Source organism: Acinetobacter sp. GD03645 (assembly GCF_029845285.1).
GTDB lineage: Bacteria > Pseudomonadota > Gammaproteobacteria > Pseudomonadales > Moraxellaceae > Acinetobacter > Acinetobacter corruptisaponis.
In genome coordinates this window covers 226,426-244,146 of sequence record NZ_JAOCLL010000002.1, presented here as the reverse complement: position 1 = coordinate 244,146, position 17,721 = coordinate 226,426, and the positions used below count along the sequence as shown (strand labels likewise).

Here is a 17,721-nt window from a genome sequence, read left to right as displayed (position 1 = left end):
TTATTTCTTTCCTACTTGTTTTGAAGTCATTTCGGTATACATTGAAAATAGTTTCTCAAGGCGTTCCGTATCATTCTTAAAGCGACGACCAATATAAATACGTTCTAGAACTTCATCATTTTGCTCATGAGCAGCACGTAAGTTTTCGGGCATTTTTTCTGGATCATAAAGGTCTGCAATCGTTGCAGGGAAATGTGCTTCCCGAGCTAATAAAATATTTTCAGCACAACGAGTTAGGTCTACTTTATTTTTTTCAGTAAGTTTTGGTAGAGGAAAGGTATTCCATCCTAGAGTATTTGAATATCTATAATCAGTTTTCATTTTGCCACATACAGCACCTATCCATGCTAGATGGACTTTTGAACTTAATATGGCTAAAGTCCAAATTGGTGCATCATATAAAGCAAAAGCTTGATTAGTTGTTAAGGCTTCTTTAGATTTTAAATCGCAAGGTAAATATTCTCTTCGTTCTGTTGATACAGTTGGAACCAAAATCAAATAATTTTTTGCAGTATTTCTGTCCCTGAATTGATGGGATCTTTCAGCTAATTTATGTAAAGATTTATCCTTACTGGATAAACGATTTTCTTTCACATTTGCTATTCTTTGATTAATAAACGGATCACTTAAAGCCAAACTTAAATTGCAATCATCAACCCATATACAAAATCTAATTTTCCCTTTCAAAAATTCCTGACCACCAAATAAAGGGCGAATGATTTTACTTAGTTCAGGATTTTTGCTGATTAACTCATTTTTTTCTAAGCTATTGAGAGTTAAAAAATTTCCATCACCAGGATAGTTTCCATAGTTCATCACAGGTAAGGCGGCAAGTGGTTCAGCCGCTTTGTGCACAATGAAGGTTTCCGTGTCCATTAAATACGGACTAATGTTTTTTACGTTTTTTATTATTAATTTACCATCAATCTCATAATATATTTTCTTAGTTTTTAAACTCTTACTTAAACCTATTATTGAAACAGTTACTCCTGCATTATGTGCTGCTAGATTACTCCATTTGAAACTATTGAGAGCAAACTTGATTTCTACTTTGGTTAAAATTAATGGCCATAAGCTAGGAACATGCTGTCCCTGACAAATAGAATTAGTCGTTACAAAAGCGGCTTCTGCATTACTTTGATCGATGTACTCAGCAGCCTTAAATATCCAACCAGAGACATAGTCCAATATTCTAACATCAGTAGTGTTTTTAAAAACACTGACTAAATCTTCTTTCTGAGATACTAATTGTTCTCTAGCGCCTTTATATGGAGGATTCCCACAAATATAGGTTTCCCCACCTTCATTTTCAAAATCAATTTCTGTCTGTTCTAAGGGTGTTTGAAATAAATCATCAGCAACAACTTTGACTGTACTACCTTTTGGAGAGCAAATACTTAACCAATCCAAACGTAAAGCATTACCACAAATAATCCAGTTCTCTTTAGAAAGTGGCAATACAGTTTGTAATGCTTCAATCTGACCACAGTATTGAACGTTAGACTGGTATTCCGCAATAACAAGAGCTAATCGAGCGATTTCTGCTGGGAAGCTATTGATCTCAATGCCTCTAAAATTTGTTAGAGGAATATCAGTAGCTCTACCTATTTCGCCACGCAGTTCATTAATTTTAGCTTCAATTTTACGAAGTTGCTTATATGCAATAACAAGAAAATTTCCCGACCCACACGCAGGGTCAAATACACGAATACGTGCAATTCGCTTACGCAAATTCAGAAGTTTTAAAGAACTTTCTTTAGAAGCTTCTAATTGCTCATTTAAATCATCAAGAAATAACGGGTTTAAGACCTTTAAGATGTTGGGCACACTGGTATAGTGCATTCCCAATGAACCACGCTCATCATCATTGGTAACAGCCTGAATCATTGAGCCAAAAATATCAGGGTTGATTTCTTGCCAATTTAACTTTCCTGCATGTAATAAATAAGTACGGGCAATCTTTGAAAATTTTGGTACTTCTGTACTACCAGAGAATAGACCACCATTCACATAAGGGAATTTTCTCGCCCAAACAGGAAGTTTTATATCATCACGTTGATGATGATCCACATTCATTGCATGGAATAATGTACCAATGACTTCATGTGTGTTACTTGAATCACGTGCGGACATTTGCTCTATTGTCTGAGTGAAAATTCCTCTTGGTTGAAAAATTTCAGTATCTTCTGCGAAGAAACAGAAAATTAAACGTGCCATGAAATGGTTCATGTCTTGGCGACGTTCCTCAGTCGCCCAATCTGGATTTTCTTTTAATAATTCGATGTAGAGTTTATTTAAACGTCCCGTTGCACGTACATCAATCGGGTTATCTTTAATTTCCCGAATAGTTGAGATGCCTGCTAGTGGTAAGAAAAACCCAAAATGTTCTGCAAACTTAGAAAACTCAGAACTAATAGTTTCCCCAGACAGGAGATCTTCCGCTTGTAAGTTAAGACCATCAGTAGCCAGAATGAATTTGGCTTTAGCTTTCTCTGTTGCCTTACTTTCTCGTAGTGCACTCAAAGTCAAAGTGACTGAGTCATGATCACATATAGCTATGTGAATATAATTTCTTTGTAGAACCCCGTTTTCAATGTCTGAAGAATTACTCTGACCAGCACGCAGCTTTTTTATTGTAGTTTCTTTATTGCCAAAAGCTCTCAAAAAGTCATAAGCAAACTCTTGGGCATCAAACGGCTTTTCTGCAAGTTCGGAGACGGCTGCTTCAATTTCAACGGCATTCATAGGCTTTAAGTTATATGTGATTCATCTTTGGGAATATTTTAGCAAATAAAAGAATATACATCCTCTTCTTAGGGCAATATTTGTCTGAGGCTGTGACCATATTTTATATTTCTTAATATATGGTGATTCTACATAAATTTATGTAGAATCACCATATAGATATGATATTATAAAACAATGACCTATACTGAATTTAATAGGCTTGTTCGGAAAGCAAATCTAACGTTGAAAGCTTTTGCTGAACTGCTAAAAATGAATCCAGCTTCTCTTAGTAACTATGCAAAAAAAGGAGAGGTGCCAATGCATCTAGCAATTATTGCAACACTTCTATCTGAAATGCATGAACAAGGTATTGATTATTCTTCTATTTTAGATAGAGTTGAAATTTCTACTAAAAAACCCCGTGGTTCAGCAAAAGTTGGGAAATTCGGAGGAGATAAACAAATTGATCTTGAGCTAGGAGATGATTGAGAATGGATGATTCTATGAAACACTCTCTTCTACAAGATCCTACTAAGTATGGTATATCAGAAAATATGCTCATTCAGTTTTCTGAGAAAGAGCCATTGTATGTGCATTTATCATATTTAGATTTGTTTACGAATGAGATTGATAAGCGGCCAGATGCCGTTGTTGAAATTAATGGTAGAGCTGCCTTATATTTAGTATCAGAAAATATATTTACAATTGATGAGTTAAGGCAATTAAAAGAAATCTTAGCCTCTCGTGCTGATGCACGCTTTTTAGGTGTCTTGAGAGCTGGTGTTATTGATATTTATCCTTTAGGAATTTTTTCTGAAAATGATGATCAGCCTATAGTTAAAAAAATTGATTTATCAGAGAGTAGTATCAATCTTCATGATTTTTTAATAGGTAATTTAACTGACAAACTTGATAAAAAAAATAATCAACGTAAAGTTGAACAGAGCTGGCTTGAAAATTATTTATTTCGTCTTTTACAAACGACTGCTCGTAATTTAAGAGAAAATATATCTGCAAATAAACTAACAGATAATCAAATTTTATCGTTAGTTGGTCGAGCATTATTTACACGATTTCTAATTGACAGAAAAATAATAGTAGATTCTGATGTTGGTAATATTTCTAATAAAACATCTAAATTAAATAACTTATTTAATAGCGTTAGCTCTATATCTGATACTTTCGCATGGTTGGATAAAACATTTAATGGTAACTTGTTGCCTTTAGGTGATTTTTATTATAATTCAGAGGATTATAATGAATTTTTCTCACAGATTGGAGATGAGTCAGAACATATTTGTTTTGAGCTACAAGATATACTTTTAGCAACGATTAATAGACAAATGTCTTTAGATTGGGGGCGAATCCAATTTCAACACGTTCCTGCGGATATGTTAAGTCAAGTTTATGAGCACTTTGCTCATGCTTATCAAAATGAATTCGCTAGGAAAACGAGTATCCACTATACACCTAGTCACATCGCTAAAATATTAGTAGATTCAGCGTTTGATGGGTTAGAAATAGAAGACAAAAGCTCAGCTCAAATACTAGATCCTTCTGCTGGAGCAGGTGTTTTTTTAGTACTTGCGTTTAAACGTCTAGTATTAGAAAAATGGAAAATTACTGGGGAAAGACCCACACGTAATCAAATTAGAGGAATTTTAAACCACCAGTTGGTTGGTTTAGATATCAATTCAGAATCACTCAAATTTGCTGCACTAAGTTTATATCTCACAGCCTTAGAGCTAGACCCTAATCCTACGCCTTTATCTGAGCTTAAGTTTGACTGTTTGAATACTAAAACGCTTATTAATGTCTCTTTTGGGGAAGATCTACAAGAAACTTTAGGTAGTCTTTCTGAAAGACTACCAGTAGAACTGAATGAGCGATTTGATATAGTGGTTGGTAACCCACCTTGGACTAAGCAAAGAGGCCGAGGCGTTGGTGAGAAATTCAATGAATTAATTGAAAGAATAGCGATTTCAAGAGGCATTGATTCTAAAATCGCATCTCAATTCAATGTTGGATGTGATCCAGATATTCCTTTTATCTGGAGAGCAATTGAATGGTGTAAGCCAAATGGAATGATTGCTTATGCATTACATGCCCAACATACATTATTTAACTATGGAAATAGTTTTATATTACGTTCAGCTTTATTTGACTGTATTGAGCTTACTGGTATTTTTAATGGCAGTGCATTACGACAAGAAAAAGCTATCTGGGAAAATAATGATGCACCTTTTTGTTTTTTAATAGCTAAAAATAAAAAACCTTCACCATTTAGTTCTTTTTACTATTTGAGTCCATATGTAGAAAAATCACTAAATGAGCAAGGTGGATTCCGAATGGATCCTCATATGGCTATACCTGTTGAACAATCTCAAGTTCAGGCTAATCCTCATCTATTGAAAACTTTATTTAGAGGATCTTGGTTGGATCATGAAATTATTGAGAAAATTCGTACAAACAGTGAAGTGATAACATTACAAGAGTTTTGTGATAAATGGAAACTTATCTGCGGCAGTGGTTTTCAGTTAGGTAGCCAAAAAGTGGATGCATCTCTTTTCAAGGGGAAGTATTTATTTGACTCTAAAGAAAAAAATAAACATCAATATATAATTAATACCAGTAGACTACATTATTTTTATCATGATCGAATATATGGGAACAGAAATCCACAATTATTTAAAGCCCCATTAGTTTTATTTCTTGAATCTCCTCCACCGTTTAGGAATCAACGAGGCGCACTGCTCTCGACAGAGGAAGTAATATATTCAGAATCTTATGTTGGGGTATCAACTGCTAAGCATTCATCACCATTATTACTGGCTAAATATTTGCAGCTAATTTCATATAGTAATTTATTTCTTTATTATTTTCTTATGACTAGTGCGAAATTTGGTGTGGAAAGAGATGCAATACTTACAAAAGAAATATTCACTTTTCCTTTAATAGACTTTGGTTCTTTTAATGAGGAACAGCTTACTCTCATAGAAAGTTTGAGTGAAAAATTAATCAATAGAGAAGAACCTTGGAATGAAATAGACCAATTTATGGCATCAATTTATGGCCTTAATAAGAATGAAATGCAAGTAATTGAAGATAGTCTAAAGATGTCTTTACCATACGCAGAAAATAAAAAAGTTGCACAGAATAATCCTGAAAATGAAACTTTGGAATGTTTTCAGAATGAACTTTGTCGTGTGATTAATCCATTTACAAAGAGATTAAACTTGAAATTATGGTCTTCAATTGAAGATAATCTTAATGGAAATCAATCTGGGTGGAAGTTTATTCGGATAGGGTTTAGTGAACCTAAAGATATAAATAATAATTTAAGTCATAAATTTTTGTCAGAATTAGCTGATCAATTCTGGGTGTCACAAGTAAAAATACATATCGATGAAACTGGTTGCGAATTGCTTATAGGCCAATTAGCACAAAATCGATATTGGACAAAAACAAAAGCTCGATTACTAGCTTTAGATATTTTAAATACTGATTTGGATAGAGCATATAATTATTGTGAGGGTATTCAATAATGAGTATGTTCGCCAGTTTAGGTAAAAAACCAACAGAAAATAACTACCCATTTCCTGCATGGCCAGCTCATATTATTTTAGTGGTTGAGGATGCTCTAAGACTAGCTTCTAAATCAGCAGAGGGTTTGTTGGGAGGGAAAGCAAAATTATTAGCCGCAACGGAAGAGCAAATAACCGCATCAATTCAAAATACTCTTCATGAAATTTTGAGTGATGGAACAATTGTTGATGGTTTTACATCGGATATTTTTCAAAGTATATCTAGAAATGAATCTGTTGAAGACTATACTGGCGCATACTTGGATAAGCAACCTGATTTAACATTTAAATTAGTAGGTCAATGTAAGCCACATCAAGGGCTTTATTGTGAATGTAAAATCCTAGACAAAACTCATCCTGTTAGAAATTATTTATATGATGGCTTATCTCGATTTGTTACCGGTAAATACGCATGGGCTATGCAACATGCTCATATGATTGGCTATGTGAGAGATCAAAATCTATCTACTATAAATTTAACAACATATTTAGCTCAAAATAATAAAGCTGAAGGAAAAACACATAGTGACTGTTTACAAATACAAGGAGTACCTGTCATTAAACCAAATGATTTGGTTTACACCAGTCATGATAGAAGATTTAAGTTAATGAGATTGTCAACTAATCCTAATGCTACTCCAATAAATATTAGGCACTTGTGGTTGAACATATGAAATATTTTAATGTGTTTTCTAATCTCAACATCAGATTTTGTTGTTTCAATATGAACTTATTCCTATTGAGTGAGTTTATATTTGCACTGGGTTTTTCTTTAGTTTTTTATCAAAACTTAAAAAACTAAAAGTTGTTATAAGAGTCTTTGCCTATACTCATTTCGAATTTAAATTTTTCTTTAAACGCCATTTATAAAAAGTTTTTTTCCTCATTTAGAGTTGTTCAGAAATATTAGAGAAATTCAAACGGTTTAAAAAATACTTTAAGTGATATTCGTACCTCTTTACAGATCAATTATCCGAAAATGTTAATTTTTCATCGAAAAATTTAACAAAATATTTAACATTTTTTTATAAGTAATTGTAATTTATTTGATTAATTTTTTATGATGGGTATATCCGTTCTAGTACATCGTAGAACTCTCAAGAAAAGGCATAAAATTAAATTTTATGCCTTTTTTATTTTCATCTGCTTCTTCTTTTCTAAGAGATTGTCTCATTCATATTTGACTTTGGTTCTTACAAACATGCATCGTTCTGTACATAGGATCATGTGTTGTATTTCCATAGCTATAAGCCCGATCTTGCAAGGCGTAAAATCAATACCAAGACCAGAACTTCTAAACGAATAGGAGTACACAGATGAAAAAGATTGTTGGTATCTATGAAAATAAGCACATGCATTGGGTGGGTGATGGCTTCCCAGTCTACAACCTGTTTTCCTATGATCGCCTAGGGCAAAGCATCAGCCCTTTCCTATTGCTGGATTATGCGGCGCCTTACCGTTTTGACCCAACAACTGAGCAACATGGTGTTGGTTCACACCCGCATCGTGGCTTTGAAACAGTAACGATTGCCTATCAGGGTGAGGTCACGCATAAAGACTCTAGTGGCGGCGGTGGAACCATTAAGGCAGGTGATGTGCAGTGGATGACGGCAGGTGCAGGTGTGTTGCATCAGGAGTTCCATTCCCCTGAATTTGCTCAACATGGTGGTTTGTTTGAGATGGTTCAGTTGTGGGTGAATCTGCCTGCACATTCGAAAATGACCCCAGCAAAATATCAGGCCATTGAGGCTGGCCAGATTCAAAGTATTGCACTGGATGATGCAGGCAGTAGCTTGCGGGTGATTGCAGGGCAGTATCAGGATGTTGCAGGGTCCGCAAGTACATTCAGTCCAGTTAATGTCTGGGATGGCATTGTAGTTGCGGGGCAGGCACATGATTTTTACGTCACTGAGGGCCACACCACACTGTTTGTGCTGCTATCTGGAAAAGTACTGTTCAATGACACCCAAACGGTTGAGGGGCCAAGTATCGTGGTACTAAGCCGTGAGGGAATTGACTTTAACATTCAGGCAAAACAGGACAGCAAGTTCCTGATTCTGACAGGCCAGCCACTGAATGAACCCATCGAGGGTTATGGACCATTTGTAATGAACAGCAAGGCTGAAATAGTCGAGGCGGTTCGTGATTTTAACAGTGGTCGCTTCGGTATTATGGAAAGTTAACTCATCAAAATCAGTTATCTATATAAGAAAGCCCATCACTCCGTCCGAGTGATGGGCTTTCGCTATAAGGTTCTCTATTGATTTTTTTAATATTGGGTCACTTATTCTTGTACAGTTTATTATGTGACTCTGTTCTCATTATTGTTTAATCAGAATAGCGTTAAATTTATACTTTGCAAAGCCCCTAAAGTACAAAAAATGGATAAATAAAGAACGATCTGTATGTTTTTGTGGATTTTGATCTAATAAAGTTTTATTTTTCATTTATTTAGCGTGTAAAATCAATTTGTGTCAAAATGTAAACATAACTGACAAACAATTGGTCGACAAAATTCTGGTTTAAATACTGAATCTGGTATTTTTTAATACGGCGTTTGAGCGGATGATCAGTCATAATCAAGAAAAATCATCAACTGATGGGACATAATTTTGGATATTGCAATTATTGGCAGTGGAATGGCAGGACTTGCTGCCGCCAGAATCCTACAGGATGCTGGACATCAGGTGACTATCTTTGAGGCCCTCTCTGGTCGGGGTATGGATAGTCACAGTATCGATTTTGATGGAGGCCTGATTGACGCGCCATTACGGGTAATGAATCCCAAGCTATGGAAAAATACGCTCAGTCTGGCAACCTATTTAGGCATAGAAACCTTTCCAGTACGAACCTTTATGGCCTGTAGCTGGCTGTTTGAAGATAAAACCGATACATGGTTGACCACCTCGCGTAGCCGTATTGGCAATTTTCCGATTATCAATAACCGCAAGGGTATCCAGCAGTATGGCTGGCGTCTGGTCAAGGGCATGCTGCAACTCAAGACCGCCATCACCCAGTTCTTTAAGTCAGAAAATCAGGACATCACCCTGGCCGAGTTCATGAATCAGTACCATATTGAGGAAGTGTTCTGGCACGGTACGGTAATGCCTGTGCTTTATACAATTTGTACCTGTCATCCCAAAACCATTGGTGAATGGCCTGCCAAACCTTTACTGGAATTTATTCGCCAGCTCACTGAGGGTGAGGCGCTGTTGCGTATGAAAGGGGGCACACCTGCATTGGTGGATCGCCTAATTGCGGGAATCAGCATTTATAGTGGTTCAGCAGTTCATAAAGTTGAAGAGCAGGGAGACAAGGTACGGGTTGAAAACACGCTTGGCGAAAGCCAGTCATTTGACCGTGTGGTGATTGCCACCCCAACACCTGCCATTGAGGGTTTCCTCAAGCAGCCACAATTTGCTGAAGACATTGCCCTGTTAAAACAGTTTAGGTTTGAACAGGGTGATTTGGTGATTCACACCGACCCGATTGTCATGCCCCAGCGCCGTAAGGATTGGGCAGTACTCAGTTATATGATGGACCGAAAGTTTACACGCCAGCAATTTACGGTATGGATTAATTCCATTGAACCAAGTCTGGTTGGTAAAAATGCGGTTTTCCAGACATGGTGTCCTGTGATTGAAATTGATCCCAAAAAAATTATTTCCAAAGTCAAACTGACCCGCGCGGTGGTGGATTCTGAAACTGTGGCATTGAACAAAAAAATTCAGCAACGTCACCTACAGTTGAACCGTAAGGTGTTTTACTGTGGCTCATGGTCATGTGATGGCCTGCCAATTTTAGAGTCCGCCGTGACCTCTGCCATGCATATTGCCGAAATTCTGGGGGCGCCATTGCCTTTTGTTGGGCTTAAACCCAAAGTCAAGGTTGCACCTGAACTCGGCTACTAAACATGGCGATTTTCAGACAGGCATTGATCGAAAAAGTCATTGGGCATAAATATGCGATTGATGCCAAACGGCTGGGTGATGATTCATTGCTTGCCTGGAGCAATCTGGGGTATTGGCAAGGTCAACAGCATAACTATCCACTGGCATGTCAAAGCCTGGCTGACCAGATCGCGGCATCTGTTCAGCTCAAGTCAACAGATCGTGTTTTAGACCTTGGTTGTGGGCAAGGTGCCAGTTTATTGCACTGGCTTAATCATTATCATATTGAACAATTGAGTGCAGTTGAATTACAGAAAGATTGCATTCAACGAATCCAAAAGGAATTGCCACAGGTGGAAAGCATCTGTGGTTCTTTTTTGAATTTAAGGTCGCTGTATTTTTTAAATTTATTTGATGTGGCCGTATGTGTTGATGCTGCGTATCACAGTGAATTGAATTTATTTCTGGATTCAGTTTCTACTGTTTTGAATTCAAAAGGGCGAATTGCCTTTCATTATTTGATGTGGTCAGATGATTGTCAACATTGTTCCTATCTACACAAGCAGCAATATCGCTATCTGTTAAAAGGTGCTGATGTGAGGTGGCAGTATTTGATGGACAAACAGCAGCTTTCTCAAGCACTGGTAAAGCATGGTTTTAAGGATATTGTCATTCAGGATTTTTCAGAGCCTGTTTTGAAAGGTTTTGCCCAATATATTGAGACACGGTCAGCAAAGAAAAGGCCTTTTGATTTTGCCCAACTCAAAATAGCAATGACGGCCAAGTTGTGCCAAAAACTCTATCAAGATGGTCTGGTGCGTTATGTTCAGGTGAGTGCAGTTAAAAACTAGGTAATAAAAAAGGCTTAAACCTTAAAAGTTTAAGCCTTTTTTGAATTTGATGGTGCCGACACACGGATTCGAACTGTGGACCTACTGATTACAAGTCAGTTGCTCTACCAACTGAGCTATGCCGGCAACGTGGCGTGAATTTTACAGATTCTGCTGAAAAAAACAAGTGAAAAAATAAACAAATGAATTTGGCAATTTAATGGCTTTTAATTGACCACAACCTATGGGATGAACAATAAGGAATCAAAGTATTATGATCCTACATTTCCTCAGCCTGTACGTTTGACTGAAATGTGTATTGGTTGATCAGCTTGGGAAATCCATCATTGGATTGAGTCAAAGATGGAAGAACGAGAGTAATGGGAGCTTTTGCTCTTTATTTTTTGTCTTACATGCGTATTTCTTGCGACAAAAGTTATATGTATTTATATTGTAGGTAATCTTTTTAACAAAATTTTTATCTAAGAATAATGTCTTACACTAACCACCAAATAAAATATTTCGCATGGGAAATAACAAAGAAACGTTCAGCAACAGATGCCGATCGTTTATCACAGTCATTGTTTGATGCTCAAGTAGATGTAAATCCTCATCAAATTGAGGCTGCCCTTTTCGCTTTAAATAATCCTTTAAGTAAAGGTGTGATTCTTGCTGATGAAGTTGGCTTAGGAAAAACGATTGAGGCGGCCTTAGTGCTTTGTCAATACTGGGCAGAAAGACGTCGAAATTTATTAATTATTTGCCCTGCGTCTTTACGAAAACAATGGGCACAAGAATTACAAGACAAATTTAATTTGCCTACACAAGTTTTGGATCTAAAAACATGGAGCATGACACGTAAAGATGGTGTCTATGATCCATTTAATAATGGAAAAATTTCTATAATCTCTTATTCATTTGCAAATCGGATGGAATATGCCTTAGCACAAATCCCATGGGATTTAGTTGTAATTGATGAAGCACACAAATTGCGTAATGCTCATCGTTCCAGTAATAAAATAGGGAATAGTTTAAAACGCTCCTTAGCTAGTAAGAAAAAGCTATTATTAACAGCTACTCCCTTACAAAATTCATTGATGGAACTATATGGGTTAAGCACAATTATTGATGAGTATTTATTTGGGGATGAAAAAGCATTTCGTGTAAGGTATGTAGTCGACGGAGACATTCAGTCACTTAAAAAACGAATTCAACAATTTATGCAAAGAACATTGCGTAAAGATGTTTTGGAATATGTACCCTACACTAATCGACATGCTTTAACCGTTCCATTTACACCTAGTGATGATGAACAAAGCTTATATAATTCCATTAGTGCATATTTGCAACGTGAAGTCAGTTATGCCTTTCCTCAGCAACAAAAACATTTAATATCAATTGTTTTAAGAAAGCTTCTTGCATCATCAACTCCTGCTGTTATTGCGACTTTAGAGGCAATACAAAAACGCCTTCAGAAATTGTTGGATCAACAAACTTTAGATGAGGACTGGCTGAGTAATTTTATTATTGATGAAGATATGGATGAGGAATTGCTGGATGATATTGAAGATAACTTAAGTAACGAGCAAATTGATACCAATCTAATAAAATCTGAAATTGCTGAAATTGAACGTTATATACAGCAGGCATATAAGATTAAAAATGATAGTAAATCGTTCGCTTTGCTATCAGCAATTGAACAAGGTTTTGCTCGAATGTTTGAAATGGGAGCAAAACGTAAAGCGGTAATTTTCACTGAGTCTAAGCGTACACAGGAATACCTTATAGCATTCCTAGAGTCTCGTGGATACAACGGAAAAGTAATAGGATTTAATGGAAGTAATACATCACCTGTGAATACGGGTATTTACCAAAAATGGTTGGGTAAGTATATGGGGAGTAGCCAAGTTACAGGCTCTCCAGCAATTGATCGAAGGACTGCTCTCATTGATTTTTTTAAAAATGATGCAGAAATATTAATTGCGACAGAAGCAGCAGCCGAAGGTGTAAATTTACAATTTTGTTCTCTGGTTATTAATTATGATTTGCCTTGGAATCCTCAACGTGTAGAGCAGCGCATAGGGCGTTGCCATCGTTATGGACAACAGTTTGATGTTGTTGTAGTTAATTTCTTAAATGAAAGAAATGAAGCTGACCAACGTGTTCTAGAACTGCTTAAAGACAAGTTTCAGTTATTTGATGGTGTATTTGGTGCTTCAAATGATATTTTGGGGACTATCGAAAGTGGCATAAATTTTGAAAAACGTATTTCTGAAATTTATGACCAGTGTCGTAGCTCGGAGGAAATTGAAAGAAGTTTTAAGCAGTTACGAGATGAGCTTGAAGATCAAATCAATGAAAAAATGAAACGTACTCAAGAATTATTGCTTGAGCATTTTGATGCTGATATTCATGATTTATTAAAAATCCAAAAAGAAAGAGCTGAGCACCAACTGGATAAGATTAGCCGCTTATTTTGGATTTCTACAAAATACATTCTTGAGAAATACGCTAAATTTAATAATGAAAGGCTAAGTTTTGATTTAACTAAATCACCTATTCTGAATACGCCATCAGGAAAATATCAACTTATTCGTAAAGGCGAGCGAATTCCTGAAAATACTTTTATTTATCGTTTGACTCATCCCCTTGGTGAATTTGTTTTAGATAATGCCAAAGGATTACAGACACCAAAACAACTGATTCAATTTGATTATAGTCAATACGGTCAAAAAGTAAGTTTGTTGGATCAATTAAAAGGACAGCAAGGCTGGTTATCCATTACGGTATTAAGCTTAGATTCCTTTCAGGAAGAAGAACATCTAGTGATTACTGCAATGACAGATGCTGGCAAAGTCTTAGATAGCGATCTATGTGAGCGTTTACTCCAAGTCAATGCCACAGTTACTTGTGATATATCAGATAACGTCCCTGACATATTTCAAGCAAATATAGATAAAAAATACCAAGTTGCTTTAAATCATGCTTTAGAACTCAATGATGATTTTTTCAAAAAAGAGCGAGATAAATTGGAACAGTGGGCAGAAGATAGCTTACTTTCGGTAGAAAAAATGCTTGAAGATATAAAGTTAAAAATATCTAGTCTTAAACGAGAGTCTCGAAAAGCACCTGATATTGAAACTGAAAAACGACTACAGGAAGAAATACAAAAAGCTGAAAAAGAAAAACGACGTATGAGACAACAAGTTTTTGATGTGGAAGATGAGATAGCGGATAAGCGTGACGCGATGATTGATGCACTTGAGCAAAGACTGCATCGTTCTAGTAAAGCTGAAAATTTATTTGTAGTGAGATGGAAATTGGTTTAAAGCCAATGGTTGTTTTTTTCTGCAACTTTTTTTTATATTAAGATCTTTTTGAAGTATTCTTAGTGGTTAATTTTGCCTATGCAATTTTATTCGCTTTACCAGAACCTATTTATCATAAGGTTTTGAAAAATAGGAAATATTTATGAGCACTCAGTTTTCAGCACTTGTTTCGAAACTTAAGGAAATCTTTCAGATCAATCGTCCTGATTTGGATTTTGGAGTTTATCGTATTCTAAACGCTCGCAGTACTGAAATTGCAGAATTTCTGGATAAGCGTTTAAAAACTAAAGTAGAGCAATACCTTGGCGAAGCAAAGTCGAGTTTTGATGAAAATGCAATAAAAGAATTAGAAGCTGAGCTGAAAGCAGAATTTGGCAAACGTGCTTTTAATGAGCAAGGACAACTCATTGATGCTGAAGCAATTGAAAGTGCCTTAGGACAAAAATATATTGCGTTAACTCAAGCCGATGTCAATGAAATGACAGATCAGTCGCAAGTGTATAGTCATTTGCTGACTTTTTTTAGTCGTTACTATGACGAAGGCGATTTCATTAGCCAACGTCGTTATAAAGGTGATACGTATTCTATTCCTTACTCAGGTGAGGAAGTGATGTTACATTGGGCAAATAAAGACCAGTACTACACAAAGTCTGGTGAGATGTTTAGTAATTATCGCTTTAAGCTGAATGATGAGCGTTCAGTTTTATTCCGCTTGGTCAGTGCAGATACAGCTCGTGAAAACCGTAAAGATAATGACAAAGACCGTCGCTTTATTATTGTGACTGAACCAAAGACCTTCATTCGTATAGATGAAGACGGTGAAGAGTTTGAAGAAACGATTGTTCCATTTTCTATTCAAAATAACGAACTAACCATTCTTTTTGAATATGCAACTTTACCGAAAGGTTCAAAGCAAGAAGCCTTAAATACTGAATCGCATAATAAAATTTTGAAAGCGAATGTTCTAACGGCTGATTGGTTAAGTGATTTAGCTCAACCTGCACCGACTGAAAAAGAACCAAAGCGTACAGTGTTGCACAAGCACTTGAGTACTTATACGCAAAAAAATACAGCAGATTATTTTATTCATAAAGACTTAGGTAAATTCCTACGTCATGAACTTGATTTCTATATTAAAAATGAAGTGATGCACTTAGATGATGTGGTGAGTGCCGATCAATTTATTCAAATTGAACGTCAACTTAGTATTATCAAGTGTTTACGTCAGATTGGTTTAGAAATTATAAGTTTCTTGTCTTCGCTTGAAGATTTTCAGAAAAAGTTATGGCTAAAGAAAAAGTTTGTCGTAAGTGCTGAGTACTGTATTACTTTAGACCGAGTAGATCAGTCCTTGTATGCTGAAATTGCTAAAAAAACAGAGCAGTGGCAACAATGGGAAGATTTAGGCTTTAAAGGTACAGATGCAGGTTGGGGAACCATTGATTACTTAAAAAACAATCAAGCCTTGATGGTGGATACGTCATTATTTAGTTTAGAGTTTAAAGCAGAACTTTTAAAACGAATTGATGATTTGGATGCCCAAACAGATGGGTTGATCATTAATAGCGATAATTTTCAAGGAATCAATTTACTAGCAGAGAAATACTATTCTCGATTAAATAGTATTTATATTGATCCACCTTATAATACTGATGCATCTGCTATTTTATATAAAAATGGTTTCAAGAAAAGTTCTTGGGCAACTTTAATGCATAACAGAGTTGAAAAAGCTAAGGACTTATTAAATCAAACAGGTATTATTTGTTTAGCAATTGATGATGAGCAAGTCAGTGAATTGCGCTCTATTGCAGAAGAATTTTTTATAAAGCAGATAGGAGTGGCACCAGTTCGATCTAATCCAGCAGGACGAAAGACGAAAGGTAAATTTGCACCAGCACATGAATATGCTTTGTTTTATGCTAAATCAGAAAATACTGTGCCACTTAGTTTAGATAAAAGTGAGAAATCTTTAGCACGATATCCGAAAGAAGATAGCAAAGGACGTTTCTCGTGGGCAAACTTTATTAGATCTGGAAATAATGATAAAAGAGAAGATCGTCCTAAACTTTATTACCCAATTTTTGTTAGTGATAATGATCAAATTAGAGTTCCTAAAATGGAATGGTCTGATTTGGAGGGGCAATACGTATTACTTGAGCAACCCTTACCAAACGAAACTATTGTTTTTCCTGATGTTAATAAGGATGGAAAAATTATACAAAAAAATTGGCAAAGAGGTAACCAACGAGTTGGAACAGAACTTGAAGAATATAGAATTCGCAGAGATCAGGATAATAAGATTTCAATAGATTTTAAAATTAGAATGGATGTAACAGCATTACCAATAACTTGGTGGGATAAATCTACTTACGCATCTTCTAATTATGGAGCGTTAGAACTCAAAAATTTATTTGGTGAGAAATCTTTTGATTTTGCTAAAGCCCATGACTTAGTTTTAGATTGTTTAAGAACAAGCGGAGCTAAGTTAGAAAATAGTAATATTCTGGACTTCTTTGCTGGTTCAGGTACAACAGCTCATGCCACTATTGCTTTAAACCGTGATGACCCAGGTGGTCGTAAATATATCCTTGTGGAACAGGGTGAATATTTTGATACGGTCATCAAGCCACGTATCCAAAAAGTTGTGTATTCAGCAGATTGGAAAGAAGGAAAACCAACCAAACCTGAGTCAGGTATCAGCCATTGTTTAAAAGTTGTTAAACTTGAAAGTTATGAAGACACTTTAAATAACTTGGAGTTGGTACGTAAAGGCACACAGCAAAATCTTTTAGCAGAGCAAAAGACTTCAACGAAACCTGAAGATCAACAAGCCTATAACGATTATTTAATGCACTATATGCTTGAGTTAGAAAGCAAAAATTCATTGCTGAATGTTAAAGATTTCCAGAAGCCATTTAGCTATCAAATGAATATTACTACGGATAGCGCAGGCGCGTTTGAACGTAAAACGATCGATTTGGTTGAAACTTTTAATTATCTCATTGGATTGAATGTTCAGGAAGCCGATTACCAATTAGACAAAGGCTATGTACAAATCACAGGTAAATTGCGTACAGGTGAGTACACGACAGTTCTATGGCGTGACTGTGAAAAGATTGGCTATGCAGAACTTGATCAATTACTTGCAAAACTCAAAATTAATCCAAACGATGGCGAGTACCAATTGATTTATATCAATGGTGATCACAACGTAGCAAGCAAATATACCACTAAAGAGGGTGATGAGAAGCAACTCAAAGTCCGTTCAATTGAACAAACATTCTTAAAAAATATGTTTGAGGAGTAATGCACTGTGGCAAAGGCTCCTAAAGCAAAAACTAAAGCAGTTAAAGTAAATTTC

Annotated in this window: 9 protein-coding genes, 1 tRNA gene and 1 pseudogene; 9 read left to right on the top strand and 2 right to left on the bottom strand. The window is 35.9% G+C overall.

The features are described from left to right. Window positions 1-2,745, bottom strand: coding sequence for a DNA methyltransferase (locus tag N5J47_RS02640; protein WP_279958749.1), 2,745 nt, complete (start codon window positions 2,743-2,745; stop codon window positions 1-3). Between the two features lie 177 nt (window positions 2,746-2,922). On the opposite strand from N5J47_RS02640, the gene N5J47_RS02635 reads away from it, so the two are divergent. The 6 genes from N5J47_RS02635 (at window position 2,923) to N5J47_RS02610 (ending at window position 11,052) form a co-directional block, all read left to right on the top strand. After that, window positions 2,923-3,216 carry a hypothetical protein gene (locus N5J47_RS02635; protein ID WP_047430144.1) on the top strand — a complete coding sequence of 98 codons (294 nt, stop codon included), beginning with the start codon at window positions 2,923-2,925 and terminating at the stop codon, window positions 3,214-3,216. Window positions 3,217-3,218: 2 nt separating this feature from the next. Then, complete coding sequence (locus N5J47_RS02630; protein ID WP_279958748.1) at window positions 3,219-6,272, top strand: N-6 DNA methylase; 3,054 nt, start codon at window positions 3,219-3,221, stop codon at window positions 6,270-6,272. Beyond that, window positions 6,272-6,985: a hypothetical protein gene (locus tag N5J47_RS02625; protein WP_279958747.1), complete on the top strand. Its 714-nt coding sequence runs from the start codon at window positions 6,272-6,274 to the stop codon at window positions 6,983-6,985. Before N5J47_RS02630 ends, N5J47_RS02625 begins: the two co-directional genes overlap by 1 nt. A 642-nt stretch (window positions 6,986-7,627) precedes the next feature. Next, on the top strand, window positions 7,628-8,494 hold the full coding sequence (locus N5J47_RS02620) for a pirin family protein (RefSeq protein ID WP_279958746.1): 867 nt from the start codon (window positions 7,628-7,630) through the stop codon (window positions 8,492-8,494). 429 nt (window positions 8,495-8,923) lie between these two features. Further along, on the top strand, window positions 8,924-10,222 hold the full coding sequence (locus N5J47_RS02615) for an FAD-dependent oxidoreductase (RefSeq protein ID WP_279958745.1): 1,299 nt from the start codon (window positions 8,924-8,926) through the stop codon (window positions 10,220-10,222). Between the two features lie 2 nt (window positions 10,223-10,224). Further along, complete coding sequence (locus N5J47_RS02610; protein WP_279958744.1) at window positions 10,225-11,052, top strand: class I SAM-dependent methyltransferase; 828 nt, start codon at window positions 10,225-10,227, stop codon at window positions 11,050-11,052. Between the two features lie 50 nt (window positions 11,053-11,102). On the opposite strand, the gene N5J47_RS02605 is transcribed toward N5J47_RS02610, so the two are convergent. Beyond that, window positions 11,103-11,178: transfer RNA gene (locus N5J47_RS02605), tRNA-Thr, on the bottom strand. Window positions 11,179-11,274: 96 nt separating this feature from the next. Here N5J47_RS02605 and N5J47_RS02600 point away from each other — a divergent pair. The 3 genes and pseudogenes from N5J47_RS02600 to N5J47_RS02590 all read left to right on the top strand — a co-directional run. Beyond that, window positions 11,275-11,358 (top strand): annotated as a pseudogene (locus tag N5J47_RS02600) (AlpA family transcriptional regulator); the annotation flags it as partial. 164 nt (window positions 11,359-11,522) lie between these two features. Next, window positions 11,523-14,360, top strand: a complete 2,838-nt coding sequence (locus N5J47_RS02595; RefSeq protein ID WP_279958743.1) for an SNF2-related protein — start codon at window positions 11,523-11,525, stop codon at window positions 14,358-14,360. Window positions 14,361-14,502: 142 nt separating this feature from the next. After that, window positions 14,503-17,667 carry a DNA methyltransferase gene (locus tag N5J47_RS02590; protein WP_279958742.1) on the top strand — a complete coding sequence of 1,055 codons (3,165 nt, stop codon included), beginning with the start codon at window positions 14,503-14,505 and terminating at the stop codon, window positions 17,665-17,667. Window positions 17,668-17,721: the final 54 nt, after the last annotated feature.